The organism is Lysinibacillus sp. RU7 (genome assembly GCF_057837305.1).
Window position 1 is genome coordinate 1 of the sequence record NZ_JBYQFK010000005.1, and the last position, 17,429, is coordinate 17,429.

22 protein-coding genes are annotated in these 17,429 nt (G+C 35.6%); 12 read left to right on the plus strand and 10 right to left on the minus strand.

The genetic code is table 11. The annotated features are described in order from the left end of the window. The 3 genes from AC3II9_RS04890 to AC3II9_RS04900 form a co-directional block, all read left to right on the plus strand. The coding region (locus AC3II9_RS04890; protein ID WP_489153628.1) for a transposase at window positions 1-459 on the plus strand (459 nt) is incomplete at its 5' end. A gap of 111 nt (window positions 460-570) precedes the next feature. Then, on the plus strand, window positions 571-831 hold the full coding sequence (locus AC3II9_RS04895) for a hypothetical protein (RefSeq protein WP_489153630.1): 261 nt from the start codon (window positions 571-573) through the stop codon (window positions 829-831). 429 nt (window positions 832-1,260) lie between these two features. Continuing rightward, entirely contained in the window at window positions 1,261-1,401 is a 141-nt protein-coding gene (locus tag AC3II9_RS04900) for a hypothetical protein (protein ID WP_391373778.1), read from the plus strand. 91 nt (window positions 1,402-1,492) lie between these two features. On the opposite strand, the gene AC3II9_RS04905 is transcribed toward AC3II9_RS04900, so the two are convergent. After that, complete coding sequence (locus AC3II9_RS04905) at window positions 1,493-2,032, minus strand: GNAT family N-acetyltransferase (protein WP_489153632.1); 540 nt, start codon at window positions 2,030-2,032, stop codon at window positions 1,493-1,495. 227 nt (window positions 2,033-2,259) lie between these two features. Between AC3II9_RS04905 and AC3II9_RS04910 the strand changes: the two genes are divergently transcribed. Together AC3II9_RS04910 and AC3II9_RS04915 are read left to right on the plus strand one after the other, a co-directional pair. Beyond that, window positions 2,260-3,072 carry an MBL fold metallo-hydrolase gene (locus AC3II9_RS04910; RefSeq protein WP_489153634.1) on the plus strand — a complete coding sequence of 271 codons (813 nt, stop codon included), beginning with the start codon at window positions 2,260-2,262 and terminating at the stop codon, window positions 3,070-3,072. Between the two features lie 349 nt (window positions 3,073-3,421). Continuing rightward, on the plus strand, window positions 3,422-3,874 hold the full coding sequence (locus AC3II9_RS04915) for a GNAT family N-acetyltransferase (RefSeq protein ID WP_489153636.1): 453 nt from the start codon (window positions 3,422-3,424) through the stop codon (window positions 3,872-3,874). 227 nt (window positions 3,875-4,101) lie between these two features. Here the strand turns inward: AC3II9_RS04915 and AC3II9_RS04920 are convergent, their stop codons facing one another. Genes AC3II9_RS04920 through AC3II9_RS04930 form a run of 3 tightly spaced genes read right to left on the minus strand, consistent with a single transcriptional unit; the run spans window position 4,102 to window position 6,834 of the window. Beyond that, window positions 4,102-4,680 (minus strand): hypothetical protein, encoded by a 579-nt coding sequence (locus AC3II9_RS04920; RefSeq protein ID WP_489153638.1) that lies wholly within the window; start codon window positions 4,678-4,680, stop codon window positions 4,102-4,104. Beyond that, window positions 4,677-5,687, minus strand: a complete 1,011-nt coding sequence (locus AC3II9_RS04925) for an NAD(P)H-dependent flavin oxidoreductase (RefSeq protein ID WP_489153640.1) — start codon at window positions 5,685-5,687, stop codon at window positions 4,677-4,679. The genes AC3II9_RS04920 and AC3II9_RS04925 overlap by 4 nt, the downstream gene beginning before the upstream one ends. Continuing rightward, a complete protein-coding gene (locus tag AC3II9_RS04930) occupies window positions 5,677-6,834 on the minus strand; it encodes a YbfB/YjiJ family MFS transporter (RefSeq protein ID WP_489153641.1) in 1,158 nt (385 codons plus the stop codon). Before AC3II9_RS04930 ends, AC3II9_RS04925 begins: the two co-directional genes overlap by 11 nt. Window positions 6,835-6,952: 118 nt before the next feature. On the opposite strand from AC3II9_RS04930, the gene AC3II9_RS04935 reads away from it, so the two are divergent. The 3 genes from AC3II9_RS04935 to AC3II9_RS04945 all read left to right on the plus strand — a co-directional run bounded on the left by AC3II9_RS04935 (window position 6,953) and on the right by AC3II9_RS04945 (window position 9,701). Further along, a complete protein-coding gene (locus AC3II9_RS04935; protein WP_489153643.1) occupies window positions 6,953-7,810 on the plus strand; it encodes a LysR family transcriptional regulator in 858 nt (285 codons plus the stop codon). A 404-nt stretch (window positions 7,811-8,214) separates the two neighbouring features. Further along, window positions 8,215-8,640: a sigma-70 family RNA polymerase sigma factor gene (locus AC3II9_RS04940; RefSeq protein ID WP_489153924.1), complete on the plus strand. Its 426-nt coding sequence runs from the start codon at window positions 8,215-8,217 to the stop codon at window positions 8,638-8,640. Between the two features lie 5 nt (window positions 8,641-8,645). Further along, window positions 8,646-9,701 (plus strand): DUF4179 domain-containing protein, encoded by a 1,056-nt coding sequence (locus AC3II9_RS04945; RefSeq protein WP_489153645.1) that lies wholly within the window; start codon window positions 8,646-8,648, stop codon window positions 9,699-9,701. A 326-nt stretch (window positions 9,702-10,027) separates the two neighbouring features. Here the strand turns inward: AC3II9_RS04945 and AC3II9_RS04950 are convergent, their stop codons facing one another. Continuing rightward, entirely contained in the window at window positions 10,028-10,873 is an 846-nt protein-coding gene (locus AC3II9_RS04950; protein ID WP_489153646.1) for a pentapeptide repeat-containing protein, read from the minus strand. Window positions 10,874-11,090: 217 nt separating this feature from the next. Between AC3II9_RS04950 and AC3II9_RS04955 the strand changes: the two genes are divergently transcribed. From AC3II9_RS04955 to AC3II9_RS04965, 3 genes are all read left to right on the plus strand, one after another. Continuing rightward, window positions 11,091-11,849, plus strand: coding sequence for an MBL fold metallo-hydrolase (locus tag AC3II9_RS04955; RefSeq protein WP_489153926.1), 759 nt, complete (start codon window positions 11,091-11,093; stop codon window positions 11,847-11,849). Between the two features lie 362 nt (window positions 11,850-12,211). Then, window positions 12,212-12,493 carry a hypothetical protein gene (locus AC3II9_RS04960; protein ID WP_489153648.1) on the plus strand — a complete coding sequence of 94 codons (282 nt, stop codon included), beginning with the start codon at window positions 12,212-12,214 and terminating at the stop codon, window positions 12,491-12,493. A gap of 138 nt (window positions 12,494-12,631) precedes the next feature. Beyond that, window positions 12,632-12,874, plus strand: a complete 243-nt coding sequence (locus AC3II9_RS04965) for a hypothetical protein (RefSeq protein WP_489153649.1) — start codon at window positions 12,632-12,634, stop codon at window positions 12,872-12,874. 223 nt (window positions 12,875-13,097) lie between these two features. On the opposite strand, the gene AC3II9_RS04970 is transcribed toward AC3II9_RS04965, so the two are convergent. Then, window positions 13,098-13,640, minus strand: coding sequence for a TlpA family protein disulfide reductase (locus tag AC3II9_RS04970; RefSeq protein WP_489153651.1), 543 nt, complete (start codon window positions 13,638-13,640; stop codon window positions 13,098-13,100). A gap of 847 nt (window positions 13,641-14,487) precedes the next feature. Between AC3II9_RS04970 and AC3II9_RS04975 the strand changes: the two genes are divergently transcribed. Further along, complete coding sequence (locus AC3II9_RS04975; protein ID WP_489153653.1) at window positions 14,488-15,078, plus strand: DUF421 domain-containing protein; 591 nt, start codon at window positions 14,488-14,490, stop codon at window positions 15,076-15,078. 210 nt (window positions 15,079-15,288) lie between these two features. Here the strand turns inward: AC3II9_RS04975 and AC3II9_RS04980 are convergent, their stop codons facing one another. From AC3II9_RS04980 to cydS, 4 genes are all read right to left on the minus strand, one after another. Continuing rightward, entirely contained in the window at window positions 15,289-15,810 is a 522-nt protein-coding gene (locus AC3II9_RS04980) for an HPP family protein (protein ID WP_489153928.1), read from the minus strand. A 176-nt stretch (window positions 15,811-15,986) separates the two neighbouring features. Beyond that, window positions 15,987-16,592: a hypothetical protein gene (locus tag AC3II9_RS04985; RefSeq protein ID WP_489153654.1), complete on the minus strand. Its 606-nt coding sequence runs from the start codon at window positions 16,590-16,592 to the stop codon at window positions 15,987-15,989. A 186-nt stretch (window positions 16,593-16,778) separates the two neighbouring features. Further along, complete coding sequence (locus AC3II9_RS04990) at window positions 16,779-17,036, minus strand: hypothetical protein (RefSeq protein ID WP_489153656.1); 258 nt, start codon at window positions 17,034-17,036, stop codon at window positions 16,779-16,781. 272 nt (window positions 17,037-17,308) lie between these two features. Continuing rightward, window positions 17,309-17,425, minus strand: coding sequence for a cytochrome bd oxidase small subunit CydS family protein (cydS, locus tag AC3II9_RS04995; RefSeq protein WP_391373821.1), 117 nt, complete (start codon window positions 17,423-17,425; stop codon window positions 17,309-17,311). Window positions 17,426-17,429 lie beyond the last annotated feature (4 nt).

Genomic DNA, 17,429 nt, shown 5'->3' on the forward strand with positions numbered 1-17,429 from the left:
TTATGTATCCAAGACTTGGGCTATTTTCAATATGAAATATTTCGACAGATTCATCAAGCGAAGGGGTACGTGATTTCCCGCGTTCGTTTAGATAGTACAATCGCAATGGAATCGGCCCATCTACGTTATCATCCAGACGGACGGATCATTGAAAGTAGTCGATATGAAACACTGGATTTACAAGCACTTCTTCCAACCATCCAACGAGGTAGTTATCTTGATTTAGCATGTGTCTATTTAGGTAGAGAAGAACGGTATCCAACCCGACTCATTATTTATCATCATGATGAAGCACCAGAACAGAAAAGACAGAAGAAAATGCGTCGTCGTGCACAACGTTCTGGAAAAGCACCGAAAGAAAAAGTAGCGGCACTGGCAGGGATTTCGCTCTTTATGACCAATTTACCGATGACGGTCTCTGCCGAGCATGTATGTGACTTGTATCGGTTACGTTGGTAAATCGAGTTACATTTTAAAGCATGGAAATCATTTTTACAGTTAGAAGGGACGAAGCAGAAAGCGATCAAAAAGGATCGGTGGGTCGCCCATCTTTACGGGGAATTATTTGTGATGTTAGTCAGTCAAATCATCATGGGGCAAATGCGCTATAGCATTTGGCGAGTGAAAGGAAAAGAACTGAGTGAATTGAACGCCATACGCATTATCGCAGAACAACTCGCTCAGTTCTATCAAGCATTTCAACAGGATCGACACACCTGGCAAGCATTATTACATGTCTATTGCCAGGAATTAAGCCGAAATGCGACCAAGTCACCCCGAAAAGGTAGCACATTGCCTCTTGAAAAACTTAAGAACTACCAAAGTAGTTAATAAAACCCTTTTCCTTAAGTGGAAGAAGGTTTATTTAGCATGTCCTGAAAAGGGACTGCTCTTTCTATAAGTTACCCATGTATCAAATAAAATAAACAACGGCATCGAAAGAGCTCCCTCTACCTCAACTAAAGCAGTGAAAACAGGTGATTTCATCTACTGTGGAACGGTTGAAAAAGCTTAAGTTTACAGCTATGAGCTTGATGCTCGCCCGTGGAAAGCGAGTGCCGCAGCGGAAAGCAACAGTTACAAAAATAGTAATATATGTTTTTTAATTTGCTCATTATGAGTACTTTAGTTAAATCTCTACCTTACCTCACATATTGTTAACATTTTTCAAAAAATGAAAAAAGTTTTTCTCCTCTTATCAGTTAATTTTATTTCATTATTTTTCTGAATATTATAAAATAAGAATAGGAGGTGATTCATATGCCATATGAAGCTTACTTAAACCCTGCGCAAAACATCCATCCATACACGTACGAAAACATCTTAGAAAATGATGTAGCGTATTTACATGAAGAAAAGTATGATGGGACATTAGACCAATTCGATGACAATGATTTTTAAAGGAGATTAAAATGGACAGTTCAACATAAAGCGGCATGTGTATTTGAAAGCTTGACCTTTCTACACATGCCGCTTTTCGTCCTCAAAAATGTTAACCTCTATCGTGATCGATAATAGCATACATATGAACATCATAGTGCCTTCCTTTGGCAAATAAGCTTTTGCGGTGCGTACCTTCAAATATCATTCCACTTTTTTCCATTACACGTGATGAAGCAATATTTTCAGCGATGCATCGTGCTTGGATACGCACAAGACCTAGCTCTGTAAAGCCAAAGTCAATAATCCTTTTAGCTGCTTCTGTTACAATTCCTTTATTCCAATAATCCTCTGACAACACATAGCCGATTTCTCCAATTTTACTATAATCATTCAGCCCTACATAGTCGATTGTGCCAATGAACTTTCCTTCATATTCAATGCCCCAAAGATATAAGCCGCGCGTTTCATATGCATCGAGTATCATGTCAATAAATCCTTTTGCATCATCAAGCGTTTGATGTGTCTCCCACAACACATATTGTGTCACTTGCGGGTTGGAACCATATGCAAATAACGCCTCCGCATCCTCCATTGTCACAGGGCGTAACACAAGTCGTTCCGTCGTTAGTACTGGTAAAACCCACTCCATATCTTCTCCCCCCTTTTAAGCACTATGTACAACTTTTATCATCAACTGCTGGCTTAGTTGGACTTTTGCTCGCTCCAACATTTTTCAATTAATCAATTGGCACAATACAGAATCATGAAAATATATGCTAAAACCATTAGGAATATATCGCAACCTCAAAAATGAATGATTGCTCATTCTCCAAACTTATTGCTATACTAAATAAAACGTATAAAGGAGTGATTTGGTTGTTTAAAGTAGAAAAAAGCGGTGAAATTTCAAGAGCAAACGATGTATTGATGGCAAAATGTACGACAAATATACCGGGCAGCCCGATGAGTGTGTATAGCTTTAATGTCGATGGCATTTTAATAGATACAGGCTCTAGCTCTTTATTCAATGAATTTAAACCATATTTCGATCAAGCGGATTTTGATGCGGTTTACATAACGCATTTCCATGAAGACCATATCGGAAATACCGCATACTTGCAAAAAGAGTGGGGCGTTCCTACGTTTATCCATCCAATGTCTACTCACTTAACAAATAAGCCACTCCGTTTACCAAAGTATCGTGAAATGGTGTGGGGACCGTCAGAACCTTTTACATCCGAAGCACTGAGCGAAACGTTCACATCTCGTCATCATACATGGGATGTCATCGAAACGCCAGGTCATACAAAAGATCATGTTGCATTTTACAATCGTGATTTAGGTGCTCTTTTCACAGGCGATTTATTTATTGCGCCAAAAGTAAAGATGGTATTAATCGATGAAAATATTTTATCTACGCTTGATTCATTAAAGAAAATTGAAAGCTATGATTTCGATGATATGTACTGCTGTCATGCAGGTCACGTAAAAGATGGGAAGCAATTGATACGATTAAAAATTGAGTATTTGGAAGAACTTGAAGGGAAAGTACTTGATCTCGCCAAACAAGGAAAAGACGTTCATGAAATTACTGCAGAACTATTCCCTATCCCGTATCCGATTATTCATGTATCCAATACCGAATGGTCACCAATCCATATGATTCGTGCATTTTTAAATCGTGGGTAGTGGTCCTTTAGCACGTAAGAGAGTGATCCATACTCCCTTACGTTTTTTAGGCTAAAGTTTCTATAGTTCCTTTTGCATACATTCATTATTTGATTTTACATCCTAAATGAAGTAGTAAACTCATCTTACTGTACCTGTAGTTTTACAAAAAAGATTGATCATTTATAACAAAGTTCGATTATTTAAAATAAAGATTGATTAAATCATGTGTGAACTGCAGGATCTTTCTTATTCCACAATCGGACCAGATTGCTAAACAAGCAGGAGTTTTATTAAGAATGTCGAAGTGGTTCTTTAACAGTGATTTTAATTACCTGCAAAGAAAGTTAAATGATGAGGTGTGAAGAAAATGAAAATCATTTCTGTAAAAGAAAATCCTGAATTTAAGGATAGAGCCATTAAATTTATTCAAAGTAAATGGGCAAGCGAACAAAGTATGATGGTATTTGAAGACTGTATTACCCATTGTATTACCCCCTCTAATCCATTGCCACAATGGTATTTATTGATGGACGGTGATAAAATAATTGGTTGTGCAGGTATTGTTACAAACGATTTTATTAGCCGTATGGATTTATATCCTTGGTTGTGTGCTGTATACATCGAAGAGGAATACAGGGGAAATGCTTATAGTTCGATATTATTAGAGAAGGCGAAGATTGATGCAAAAGCAGGAGGTTTTAACCATTTATACCTCAGTACAGTTCATATCGGGTTTTATGAAAAATTTGGATTTGAATTTATCGGTACTGGATATCATCCGTGGGGAGATAATTCTCGTATCTATAAAACAACTTTGTAATATTCCATTAAAGGGCGCGATTGTGGAGCAACACCATTACGAAATGATTAAACTTTTTAAAAACGAAACTACTATCTGCTGATAAAGAATCCATTTTGATCAATCTTTTTCAAACTGGATTCTTTACATTTATTGTAAAATGCTAGTTGGATTTTTTTGATTAAACTTTATTTCAAAGCAACAATACACTGTTATTTTTCTTATCTAGAAAATGCACTGCTAAAAAACTACATAGAATCATACACCCTAAACTCTAGTATTTCTGCTAAATAATCATATGTTTCATTAAACAGGGTACATTTTATAGGAAGAGATGTATATTGATCCTCTAATTCAAATAAATAAATCGTTTGTAAAATACTAAAGGCACGCGACTCTTTCTGAAAGAGGTTGCAAAGAGATATAGGATATTCGGTTAATAAGCGACATAAAAGGCTATAGTGACATAATTTGACCTCTTTCAATTGATAAAGCTCAAATAGTTCATCCGCCATTATGGCGATTTGCTCTTCTAACGATTTTGTTGAATCTATAACGAATCTTTTAATATGACTTGACTCTTTCTCGGCGTAGTTTAATAACTGCTTCCAGCTATCTTGATCGTTCATTATCCTTTTATTCACCTTCATTAAATGTTGTTTCATTTGTTGGAATATCCCTTGATTTCTTACAAGCACACTTACCCTCCCCCAATCAAGTGGCATGTTCAATAATCGAAGATATGCATAGAAATCTTGCTCCGTTAATACAGGTTTTGCACTTAATCTGACAAAATTATTTTCCCAATCGTAGAAATCTTGCCTCATTCCAGCTCTGCCTCTTTTACTAATAGCTCAAATAGTTCTTTAGCGGGCAATGGGCGAATTTGTTGATAGCCTATCCCTGCCCAAAGTGACATCACTTGTGCATTCTTTTCTGCAATAGCTCTTTTTCGGATTGGTTGCGTCACATAATGCAGTGCTGGATATGCCTTAGGTGCTATCGAAGAATAGTTTTTTATAAAGGTATTTTCAAGCCCTCTTGCTAAGCGCCCTGTAAATGCACGCGTTAGCTTAGTGCTAGCAAATTCTCCACTCTGTAAAGCTTGACGATATACCTCATTTGCTCCACTTTCATCACAGCATACGAACGCTGTACCAAGTTGAACAGCCGCTGCTCCATCCGCTAACAATTGTTGAATTTGTTCACCGTTCATAATACCGCCTGCCACAATAATCGGTATATGCACTTCCTCTTTTACTTGTTGAAGAAGTGCTTCTAATAGGAGTGGATTTTCTATGTCGGTATTTTCAAATGAGGCTTGATGCCCGCCCGCTTCATATCCTTGCAAACAAATGGCATTAGCGCCTTGACTAACAGCTAGTATTGCTTCCTGAACAGTCGTTACGGTTACAATTACGTATGTACCAATCGCCTGCAACTGTTCGATGAGTAGTTTGTCTGGACAACCGAACGTAAAACTCACAACAGGTACTTTATATTTTTTGACTAAAGCAAGCTTCCCTTCCCACTCATCATCTGAGTACATCGGCTTCCCTAGCTCTCTACCAACATCTTGCTGCAATACATTTATAAAAGCATTCAGTTCCTTTTCATTTACCGCATCCGTTTGTGGTACAAATAGATTAACGCCAAATAAATCATTTCCTTGTTGCATCTCTAGTATTTCATGCTTAAGTGCCTCTACAGTTTTATAACCCGCAGCTAAAAAACCTAAACCACCCGATGATGAAATGACTTTTGCTAATGAAACTGTCGATATGCCACCTGCCATGGGTGCTTGAATAATGGGATAACGTAATTTATTTAACAATTTCCTTCCCCTCCATTACATGTAGTTCATATGGACGCCCTGAATAAGCAATCAACGTAGCGAGCACTATGCAAATCGTAGCAAACATAAGAGCTGACTCGTAACTATTAGACGATGTCATGAGAAGTCCCGCAATCGTTGGTCCAAGCATCTGTCCGCCCGCATACATCGCCGTTAAACCGCCTAAAATGCGCGTTCCACTACCACGGGCTACTGTATTTACAATGGTTGTAATCCCCATAAAGGTCATCCCAAAAAGGAATGCACTCACTGAAAGTCCGAACGTTGTTGGTAGTAATACAGGTAACACGATTCCGATGCTCTGTATGCCCAATGCTATGACTAATCCATTTACATACCCGATTCTTTCAGCCATTCTAGACCAAATATAGCAAGAAGGAATGGCTGCTAAACCTACAATTAACCATACAAATGCGGGATTCCATTGTATCGTTGGGAGCTGCGCTGCAATCGACACAATAAATGTGCCTGTTACAATATAGCCTACTCCTTCCAGTCCATAGGCAACTAAAAGCCAAGGCAACCATCTTTTTTGGATCCATTCATTCCTTTGATGTATCACATTACTCGATTCTATCTCCTGTTGCTCTTTTAAGAAGTTACTACTAAATAACGCAAGAACTGCACAAGTAATACCTAAAAGGAGCCAAGTGGATTGCCATGATAATGCGGCCACTATATAGGAAATGCTAATGCTTGAAAAAGCAATACCAAAGCCAACACCACTGTAAAATAAACCGCTCCACTGTGGCTTTTTCAACCTACCTAAATACGTCAACACAATACTCGAAGCTAGTATGAAAACAACCGCACTCGACACACCTGAAATAAATCGAATGAACAGCAACAACCAATACTGATTTGTTACGCCCATGATGATGGTTGTTAGCACATTCAAAAATAACGCACCATTCATCACAATGAACCGCTTCTCTTTAAAAGCAAAAAAAGTAAGTCCGATTGCACCGACAAAGTAACCAGCATAATTACTTGTTGCTAAATAACCAGCTAGTGCATCGGTTAATACCAAATCTGCTTGCATAAAAGGCAAAAGTGGCGTATAAGCAAAACGCCCAATGCCCATGGCGATAAATAATGCTAAAATTCCTCCTACAACTATCTTCATCTAGTCATCACCCCTTGCTAATTTAAAATCTATTTTTATATTAGCAACATTTTGATATATAATATAATTCAAATAAATGATGTTTGATATCAAAAATATTAATAGCAAAGGAGATATTATGGACATTGAGGCACTAAAGGCATTTGAGATTGTGGCCAAATATGGTAGTATTTCTCAAGCCGCGGATGAACTGAATTATTCACAATCCAATGTAACGGCAAAAATTCATAAACTGGAGCAACAGTTAAACACGACGTTGCTTTATCGTCATAATCGTGGGTGTGTCGTCACACCAAAGGGGCAAGAGCTACTGCAATATGCAGCGCAAATTTTTCATTCCATTCATACTGCTGAGTTGGCGATGCAGGATGAGCATAATCCAACCGGTGATTTAAAACTAGGCGCAATGGAAACAACCGCTGCCATCCGCTTACCTAACATATTAGCCCATTACCATCAGCAATTCCCTAACGTGAACCTTACGTTAAAAACAGGACCGACAGCCCAATTAATCGAATCGGTTGTCGACTTTAAATTAGACGCCGCCTTTGTATCTGGTCCGATTTCACATTCTTCCTTACAAGCTAAAACCATTTTTCAGGAGGAAATGGTCGTTATTTATCCAAAGGGAAATGAAAGCATCCCACTAGAAGCGGCGACCATTTTAGTCTTTAAAGCAGGCTGCTCCTATCGTTTTCATTTAGAGAGCTACTTACGTCATCGGGGAATTAAATCTTATAGCTTAATGGAATTTGGATCGCTGGAGGGCATTACCGGTTGTGTAGCAGCGGGATTAGGCATAACGATGCTACCTCGTACCGTGTATGAGCAGTATGTTCGCTATTACCCACTGCAAGCCATTACAGTACCGAAAAAGTTTTCACTCATCGAAACACAGCTCATTTACCGAAAAGAAAATAACTCCATTCCATTACGACGTTTTGAGTCTTTACTTTTACAGCAAGAAGAGCATTAGGTATGTATTTAATATGTGACGTTTGAAAATATTTTGAGATGAGCTCTTACGACTACAGTAGTTCGTAATGGATAATTATTAAGGAGTAAAGAGGGTGTACGGAAAGCTTTTACTTTCTGTACACCCTATCTGTATACAGCTAATAAAGTTTTTAATGTAAAATAATAGTAGAAATTTGTTGCTTACCGATAGAATTTTTTCTATTGGTCTTTTTTAATTGATTGATAGGATTTTGAAATAACAGACGTATTAATAGGCAGGTAACGAAAAACGAATGAAGGAGAACTCGAATTGAGGGTTATGGACGAAAATGTTGTACAACAAATAAAATTAAAAATGAAGAAACAATCCCCTTTCTTCTAAAAACTTACGGTGGTCTACTCAATGCTATAATTCGGAAATACATAAATGGTAATCCACAAGATATCGAGGAATGTATAGCGGATGTACTCGTTTCTGTTTGGTTCCATATAGATTCGTTTGACCCCACAAAGAATGAATTTAAGCAATGGATTGCCGCAATTGCTAAATACCGTGCAATAGATTATATGCGTAAATCTGTAAAACTCCAGCAACATGAAAGTAAATTCCAGTTTGATGAGCGTATTATAGCTAGCCAACCAAGTACAATGCAAGACAGTATCGATATATCAAGTCTATTTAATGGGCTTAATGATACTGAACGTAAAATATTTGAAAAATATTATGTTGAAGGCGTTTCTTCTAAAGAAATTGCCAATGATTTTCAAGCAAAGGAATCTTGGGTGCATAATAGGCTGTCACGAGGAAGAAAAAAATTGAGAACCATTTTATTGAAAGATGAGGGGTAATGGAGATGTCGATTTTTAATGATTTAAATGATGTAAAGTTAGATTTAAAAGAATTTGAGGAAATTCCACTATCGGAATATGAAGATAAACGTATTTTAAAAGATGTTCATCACAAGATTTCCCCCAAAAAACAAAAGCAGAAATGGTTAGGAGTAAACGGTGTAAAGAAATCGAAGTTTAAAAGTATATTACTAGCAACAGCAGTGGTTTTCATTTTATTGTTTGGTGGAAGCCATCTGTCTCCTGCATTTGCAACAACTTTACAATCAATACCAATAATAGGATCGATATTTGGGTGGATAGGAGATAAAGGATTACAGGAAGCTGGAAATTTTGGTTTAACTCAAACGACAAATGAAGCATTTTCAGTAGGTGATTCATCTTTTACTATTACAGAGGTAATTTACGATGGGAGTAGACTTTCATTAGGATTTATTATTACTAATTATCAAAATGAGATACCTTTTAATCATGCATCATTTAAAATTGATGGCATTGATTTTTATGGTGGATTAGCTAGTCAAGGTGAGTTTATAAATGATAAAGATTATGCTGGAATAGTAAGTTTTATTATTCCAAATGAACTGAAAAAGGATTCTTTTAATTTTTCTATTATTTTCAATGAATTTAATGGTGAGAAGGGAAAATGGAGTTTAAATATTCCTGTTACTAAAATTGCAGGAAATTCATTTCTTGTTATGCAGGAGGCCTCTTCTAAAGATTACAAAATAAGAATGAAAAAAGTAATTTTTACACCTGCAACAACGGAAATCAATTTTGATTTAACTGAGCCAATCAATGCTGAAAAATTAAATCAGATTATACGTTTTAACTTATATGATGATAAAGGAAATTGGTTAAAGGAACTAAGTGCTGGTGGCAGTGGTTGTACCGATTGTGAAAATATAGATGGAAAAATAACATTGGATACTAGTGTTCAGTATGAACCTTTAGATGTAATTCCCGATTATTTAATAATTGAACCGTACATTAGTAGTACTAAAGGTAAAATTAAGGAATTAAGGATGAAGATTCCGATTGAAGTAAGTGAAGTGAAGTGAAGTGAAGTGAAGTGAAGTGAAGTGAACTAAGTATCTCTTCTTTAGTTAACGAAGGGCAATAGTGAAAGAGCATTATTGTTGATTATCTTGAAAACGGGTCTTCCGGTAAAGGTCGTGATTGTTCAATAAAACTTAGATTTTCAAACGACTTTATTGTTATATTTGTTAGTATAGTGACGTTTTTCAAATTAAAAATTAAACAACTATATTTTAACTCCGTCCTAAATTAGAACGGAGTTATGCTTGTTTGAACTTTTAAAATTAAATAACTTTATTTTCATTTCCCCATCTTCCCAAAATCAGCGGTAGTATAAAAAAGAATAAAGTCAGCTCGTCCAATGAGCTGGTCGTTGTATATGAGCAGGCAGTATCGTTTTATAGTTGCCTTTAGCTGAATTAATCTGCATTTGAGTTAAAAACATACTTGTAGAAAGATTTGCCCCACTTAAGTTGGCATCACGCAAATCTGCTCCAATAAAATCTACACCTCTTAAATCTGTATTTCGCAAATCTGTAGCAATTAAATAAGCCCCTCGTAAATCAGTCGTTCTTAAATCTTTACCTGCTAATTTCTTCCCAACCCAATCCACTCCCCTGCAATTTTTTCCTTTTTTAATGGCGAAGACTTTCGCGCTTAGCTCACTTCGAATGTATTCACTTGTTTCTAGAAGTAATTCATTTATAGGTAGTCGACATTCCAGGATATTTAATGACAATAAGCGATCAGCATTCATATCCGTCAAGCTTTGTAACTGTTCTAATTGTTGATTTAACTTATTGTGCAATGCATCTGAAATCTCGTAAGTTAATGCTTCCGCTATAAATGCAATCATTTCATATAATTGTTCCATGACTGGAAATACACGAAACATTTTTTCAGCAATTTCTGGATGTGCTTGCCAACTTTGGCCATTGAACGTGACTTGAGAAACTTGTTGGCCCGCCCCGAGACAATCAAACACTGTACAGCCCTTAAATCCCTTTTCCCTTAGGTTGTTATGAATTTTACATCGAAAATCTCCTTGTAAATTAGGACAAGGTGTTCCTGCATTTTTATTTACTGCAAAATCACTTGATGCTACGATATTCAGCGCTGTGCAACAGAGCCCAAAGCATTGTATACAATCAGCGGTTAAGCTTGCTCTTATATTTTTAGCCATTTCATTATCCATTTTTATACTCCCTTAAGTTCTTCTACTATGTAGTTGAATCAACTGCCCGTTAATACGAGATATTTACTTACTTTATTATACAATATTTTTCGATAAATTGATTTTTCATTCGAATAATAGAAATATATTACCTATTCATTTTATATCGTTTTAGAAATGGCAGTGATGTCGTAAAATAAGACTATTCATAAACAAAGGACTGATTGTATTGAAATTCATGCCATTAGGTGTTGGTGGTGCATTTACTTCACGTTTTTATCATAATAATTATATCGCTGAAATTGGGACAAAAAAGCTGCTCATCGATGCTGGCACAACACTTCGCACAAGTATTAAGAAAGCGGGTTACTCTTATCTAGATATCGATGCTGTATGGATTTCACATTTGCATTGTGATCATGTAGGTGGGTTAGAGGAACTGATTTTCCAACGTTATTGGCATTTAAAAAATGATATTCATCATCCGATGAAAACACATATCTTTGTCCACCAAACGATTTATCCGTTATTAAGACAATTATTATCTTTCCCTCTTGAAAACGGTGGCGCAACAGTAGACGATTTTTGTGATTTTACAGTTGTGGGAGATGAGGAGCATATCAATTTTGAGGGACTGCAATTGCACATTTTTGATACAAGCGATACACATATCCAAGGGATGGTAAGCTCTGGTCTATTTATTCGTGGCCCGCTAGGTAATGTGCTATTTTCAAGCGATGTGAAGGATTTACAAGGCGCCAATTTAATGCGATTTGTGAATACCAATACGGTCGCCATTTTTCAAGATACTAGCTTTACAAGTAATGGAGCGCATGCCCTATTTTCAGACATCCTCGCCTACTATCCAAAAGAAGTGCATTCAAAAATTTACGCCATGCATTATAACGATCCTATTGAAGATTATGTCGCAGCAATCGAACAAGCAGGCATTCAATATGTAAAAGAACGCGTAGCGATGACCTTTACATTAAACTAAGGAAGCTTTTAATAACTAACGGGGTCGGTTCAGCAGTACAAAACTTAAATAAACATCATAAATAGCAATGAAATTAGCATCAAAATCCAACCATATTTAACATTATAAAAAGCACAATAAAAGGCATCGGTCAATAACCGTTGCCTTTTTGAACATTTAATTTTCATTGAGTTTCTACTCTGTTCTTTCTGGTAGATGAAAAATTTATTACGCCAAGAAAAGTACCCTAACGCTGGTTTGGGAACTTACTAAAATAAAAATAGTCTATCATAAAAGGAATTATTTAACTGCTTGGAAATTTCCTTGATTATTAGTTTCAATCAAACGTTAATCTTAAATAAAACTATAATGGAGGTATCATTATGTGGGTAATATTAGGTCTTATTGCAATGGTAGCAACTTTTATAAATCTTTATATGTATACAACAGGCAAAGATTATAAATTGGCAATGGCAATGGGGTTATCATTTACAGCATTGACACTCTGTGCAGAACATAGCCTTGTATCTAACTGGATAAAACGTGAAGATTGGTCGGCTTTATTGGAAGTACCTAATATAAATAAGGCGTTTTGGTTTTTGACAATTGTTTCTATCTTACTAAATATAACACCTATACTTTTAGAACTAAAAAATAAAAAATAATTACTTATTGAGATTCATACGGCATTACAACATTAACAGCAAAAAGTACCCAAATCTCGATTTGGTAAGGTTTTGAAAGGTGATAACTAGGTTTTTATAGAATATTGAATACAACAAGTACCTTACAGGAGAGATACTGTGAAAATTATAAAAATATCTTTTCTTTTAATATTGATTGGTTTAATTTTAGGTTCTCACGCTACACCTGAAATGGCAATTCGCTCACGTGTATTTTTTATGGGCCATCCAATTTCAGCAATTAAAGCTGACATTGTAGAATATGAATATGGTGATGGTGTTCAAGGCTTTAAAATTACCAACCCTCCAGTTGAAAGAGCAACTCAAGGTGAATTAGACACTTATATTGTTTCAAAAAAATAATTATTTTACTTTGCCAGATTTGAAAATAATGTTTAATTAGACTATTATTAAATGCACTTCTATACAAAAAACGTTCCAAATGAAAGCTTGATAACATTTCAAACAGCGACAAACACTGATTTAACAGTGTTTGTCGCTGTTTTTTTCTGAGACGCTACGAAAAGTAATTTTAAAGAAGGCTGTTCAATTCACTTTAAATAAGCACCTTTTCGGTGATATCCTATTAAAGCTTTGATATCATTTCATTTAACTGTTCTTGGGTGACTTCACCCTGAATTCTGTGTCGAACGACTCCAGACGAATCGATAATTAATGTTGTTGGAAAACCAACAATTTCAAATGATTCTTGTAAAAAACCGGTCTCATCTAAAAAAATCGGGAACTTAATATCGTATTGTTTCCTAAACTTCACAGCTGATTTAGCATTTTTTTCATCAGCGGTCATATTTATAGCTAAAAATTCAACATTTTCTGGCTGCTTCTTATAAAATTTATTTAATTCAGGGATCTCATTTATACAATAGCCGCACCATGATGTCCAAAAATTCAAAACAACCACATTATTTTTGTAATTCTCTAAGCTTGTTTCAGATTTATCTAGACCAATGAGTTTCGTTTCATACACTAGTTGCTGTGTCCCATCTTCTTTTTTAATCAATGCGTTAAATGTTTCGTCTTTTGCAAACTCATTTTTTACGACTATCCCTATTAAAGTAATAATTAATACAAGTAAAATGATTATACTTCTCTTATTTTTAGATACCATAACCTTCTCCCCAACCAATATTTTTCACTTAAATTACAAATATTGTATAAAAACTATACTACCATTTTTTACATAATAATGAAACACAGCATTAGAAGAAATAAAGGGTATGATTCGTTTATCTCAGGATTTATAAAGTATACAAAACAAACCTAATAAACGTTCCCAAATCAAAGTTTGGGCGTACACCCAAAAGCCACAAAATGCTGTTATATCAATGCTTTTTATGGCTTACCGTTTAGTATGCATTAAATCTTGTATATTTCTTATCGTTGTGAATCTAGATTTACCCAAATAGTAAAAATACCGCTCGTGTTAATATTACTTTTTTACATTTTGTACTCAACAACCAAACCCATTATTAAATAACAGCGCCTTTTTTATTTGAAAAGCTAACATACATCCAAAGCTCAAAAAGCAGGGATTATCCTGCTACTTTTTGGGCTTCATTTCGCTTTTTTCATTGCATTGCCTACTTTCTGAAATGAATATAGGAATCCAAAGGCTCCAATTTATGCCATGAGTATTTTGCAATTATAAGGTAAAGATTAAAAAGGTGGGATGGTTTGTATGGATTTTGTTTTTAACGATAAAATTGAATAATCTAAACGACATTACGCTTGCTATTTAATAATCAAAAAGGTTTTTTAACTATCGATACAAACAACCCGTTTGATCATGTTGGCGGAGCAAATAATTATAAACCTGGAGACAATAACCCATAACAGCTATGGTTTTTATGACCGACCGTAGAAAACGCGTGCTGAGGCGAAAAGGAATCGTTATTCAGATGGGTATATATGTTTACCCATTTATTCGTTATACGTATTAAAAAAAGGGTGATTATATGAATTTTATTTGGCAATCATTTATTTTAATTTTAGCTGGCGTTTTGCTCTTACGAATCGCAGGGAGAAAATCTATTGCACAAATGACATTAGCTCAAACAATTGTCATGATTTCAATTGGTACAATTATTGTGCAACCCATTGTCGAGAAGAGCATGGTTAAAGCGATTATAGCAGCAGCCATTTTTGTGATTTCTGTTATCATTTTAGAGTATATCCAATTAAAATCTAATGCATTTGAAAAATTCATTACAGGGAAATCAAAAGTAGTCATAAGCAATGGGACATTAAATATTCAAAACTTAAAAAAATTACGTTTAACGGTTGATCAATTGGAAATGAGGTTGCGTAACCAAGGTATTGCAAACATTCAAGATATTCAAACAGCAACTATTGAGCCGAATGGACAACTTGGTTTTGAATTAAAAGAAGATGCTAAACCTTTAACTGTAGGAGAATTTAAAAAGTTAATGAGTATTTATTTTGAAGAAATGCCCCTTAATACATCTAACATGCAAAAAACGTCTGATACGCCTAACCTCTTTGAAGAAATTAATGAACGACAAGAAAATCCGAAATATCTACAATAGCTACTTAGCTAAACGATTACTTCTCCACCAAAGCGTTATCATAAAAAAGGCACCTTTACGAAAGCTATACGTAAAAGTGCCTTTTTTGGTAATCTTTTTCTTCTTATGACCACTATTAGCTCTAACATAAAGGGTATGTGTTAGTTCTTGTACGGTTCCATCTTTATAGGTAAATTTCACTATACCTCTCCATATGTATCTTTACTTACCTTACCACCAATACAATGGGTAATGGCGTTTTTGCCGAATGTTATTAATGAGTACAGCGTAAATGACAATAACGACTGCACCAATAATGACTGGGGCAACTAAATATGGCCAACCATAGCCACCTAGCATAATAATAATCGGATTGCCCCCTGCTGGTGGATGTACGGTTCTTGTTAGCATCATCGCAAAAATCGTGAAGCCAACTGCTACGCTAATGGCTAGTGGGTGTGAACCAAAGAGCATGTAAAAGGAAATACCAATAATGCCTGATAAGAAATGGCCACCTATGACGTTTCTTGGCTGAGAAAATGGCGCATTCCAAGCACCAAATACGAGCACACAGCTTGCACCGAGTGATGCCATCAGCCAAGAGGTATGTGTTAGTTGTGTTAGAAACAATAATGTCCCAATGCCAATGCATCCGCCAACTGCTCCTGTTAAAGCATCTGCTATATTTGTTTGATGATTGACTTGCTGGTGTTGCCCAAGCATTTTCCGAAAATATTCATACCACCAGCTCATTTTTATTTGCTCTTGTTGTTCTACTTTTTCCAAAACTTGTCCCCCTTAAACATATATCTTATATAATTGTTTACTAGTATAACAAACATTTAGAGAATAACCTCTGTTTATTTTACTCTTTTATGATTGTAATAGAAAAACACATCTCGTTCCTTTACAGATCGAGATGTGTATGATTAAGAAGTAGATTTAATTTCCTTAAATGATGTTCGAATGAGATAAACAACAGGTCGGTCTTTTAATTCTTTTATAATTGCTACCGGATTATTCGCTAACTCTGCCCAACTCGTTTTAAAGAAATTTGACTCTCCTGAATAAATGATTTGACCGATTGCCATATTCCCTTGTAGTGCCGCCGGTTCATTCGAAATAAGTGAACCGTAGCCAAATGAGCCGATGTCTGGTAACGTCATGAGCCCTTCACTTGAGGAAACGGCTCCACCATTTACAATGGCGACACGTACAATCGTTTCCTTAGATTGCGGGACTTCTTTTAATGTAACAATAATTTGACCGTTTTTATTTACTTCTGTACCTACACCGCCAATTTGTTCTTCTGTTAACTCGCCGTATTCGTACTTTTCCATCCATACTTCTAATGCACCTGCCGACTCAATGGAAAAATCATACGTAAATAGGATGTTACCTGCTGCTGCATTGAGTAATGTTTTTTCACGATCGGATAGTGCTGCATCTGAAATGGTGTTATTACTTTTGGCTTCACCGTCACCGCACGCAACTAATAAAAAGACAAACACTATATACAGTGATAGCTTTTTCAACTTTTACTCCCCTTTCATTTCAACCAGTCATATTGACAAGGGTATATGTTTGCTTTAAAGGAGCTATGTAATATAGTTGATTAATTATATAGGATTCCATACCCTCTTACTCATACGGACATATCTTTACTAATATCTATGAAACTTATACTTCCTTGCCCTTCAAAAAATCTACTCCATATGTCTTTAATCGATTACTTGCTTTGTTTGTGCAAGCTTTAAAATAAGCCAAGAAACGAGCAGAATAATCATAAAGGATATTAGTAATGAAAGCGGTGATGCCACATACGCAAACACTACTTCATTTTGTAAAATGAATACATTCGTGTCCGAAAAGTTAGGTGTATAAAAAAGGGTTTGTATATACCCCCAACTCACTGTTATGACACAATAGATAATATGTACAATCAGCGAAATACAAGCCGCCTTGAGAACTAGCTTCAAGTTCCCCCCCTCCTTTTGATGTCATTAACTTTTTATACGGTATATCACTGTTAAAAGTTTCAATTAAAATTAGATGATTCTAAAACTTAGCATTTTTCTCTAATTTGAAAACCTTTGAAACAGTCTATTGTAGCAATTTATTAAAGAACGAGCAGAAAAATGAGCAGACCTTCAACTGCACATAAAAAAAACAGGAGAAATATCAGTTCCCCTGCTCATTTTTTGACCATATAGCAATTCAATTAGTCCACTCTATATCGTTTGACTAGCTATTATTCTCCGCCTTCTGTTTCATCGTCAGATTTCATTTTAGCCGCTGCTACAAATGCTGTAATTACAGCAAGGATCCAAATAATAAACGGCGCTTGAAATATTATAAAATCTGTCATTAAA

Coding starts and splice junctions, on each gene's coding strand:
- AC3II9_RS04895 (WP_489153630.1), top strand. CDS start 571: ATGTTAGTCAGTCAAATCATCATGGGGCAAATGCGCTATAGCATTTGG.
- AC3II9_RS04900 (WP_391373778.1), top strand. CDS start 1,261: ATGCCATATGAAGCTTACTTAAACCCTGCGCAAAACATCCATCCATAC.
- AC3II9_RS04905 (WP_489153632.1), bottom strand. CDS start 2,032: ATGGAGTGGGTTTTACCAGTACTAACGACGGAACGACTTGTGTTACGC.
- AC3II9_RS04915 (WP_489153636.1), top strand. CDS start 3,422: ATGAAAATCATTTCTGTAAAAGAAAATCCTGAATTTAAGGATAGAGCC.
- AC3II9_RS04920 (WP_489153638.1), bottom strand. CDS start 4,680: ATGAGGCAAGATTTCTACGATTGGGAAAATAATTTTGTCAGATTAAGT.
- AC3II9_RS04930 (WP_489153641.1), bottom strand. CDS start 6,834: ATGAAGATAGTTGTAGGAGGAATTTTAGCATTATTTATCGCCATGGGC.
- AC3II9_RS04935 (WP_489153643.1), top strand. CDS start 6,953: ATGGACATTGAGGCACTAAAGGCATTTGAGATTGTGGCCAAATATGGT.
- AC3II9_RS04945 (WP_489153645.1), top strand. CDS start 8,646: ATGTCGATTTTTAATGATTTAAATGATGTAAAGTTAGATTTAAAAGAA.
- AC3II9_RS04950 (WP_489153646.1), bottom strand. CDS start 10,873: ATGGATAATGAAATGGCTAAAAATATAAGAGCAAGCTTAACCGCTGAT.
- AC3II9_RS04955 (WP_489153926.1), top strand. CDS start 11,091: ATGCCATTAGGTGTTGGTGGTGCATTTACTTCACGTTTTTATCATAAT.
- AC3II9_RS04960 (WP_489153648.1), top strand. CDS start 12,212: ATGTGGGTAATATTAGGTCTTATTGCAATGGTAGCAACTTTTATAAAT.
- AC3II9_RS04970 (WP_489153651.1), bottom strand. CDS start 13,640: ATGGTATCTAAAAATAAGAGAAGTATAATCATTTTACTTGTATTAATT.
- AC3II9_RS04975 (WP_489153653.1), top strand. CDS start 14,488: ATGAATTTTATTTGGCAATCATTTATTTTAATTTTAGCTGGCGTTTTG.
- AC3II9_RS04980 (WP_489153928.1), bottom strand. CDS start 15,810: ATGAGCTGGTGGTATGAATATTTTCGGAAAATGCTTGGGCAACACCAG.
- cydS (WP_391373821.1), bottom strand. CDS start 17,425: ATGACAGATTTTATAATATTTCAAGCGCCGTTTATTATTTGGATCCTT.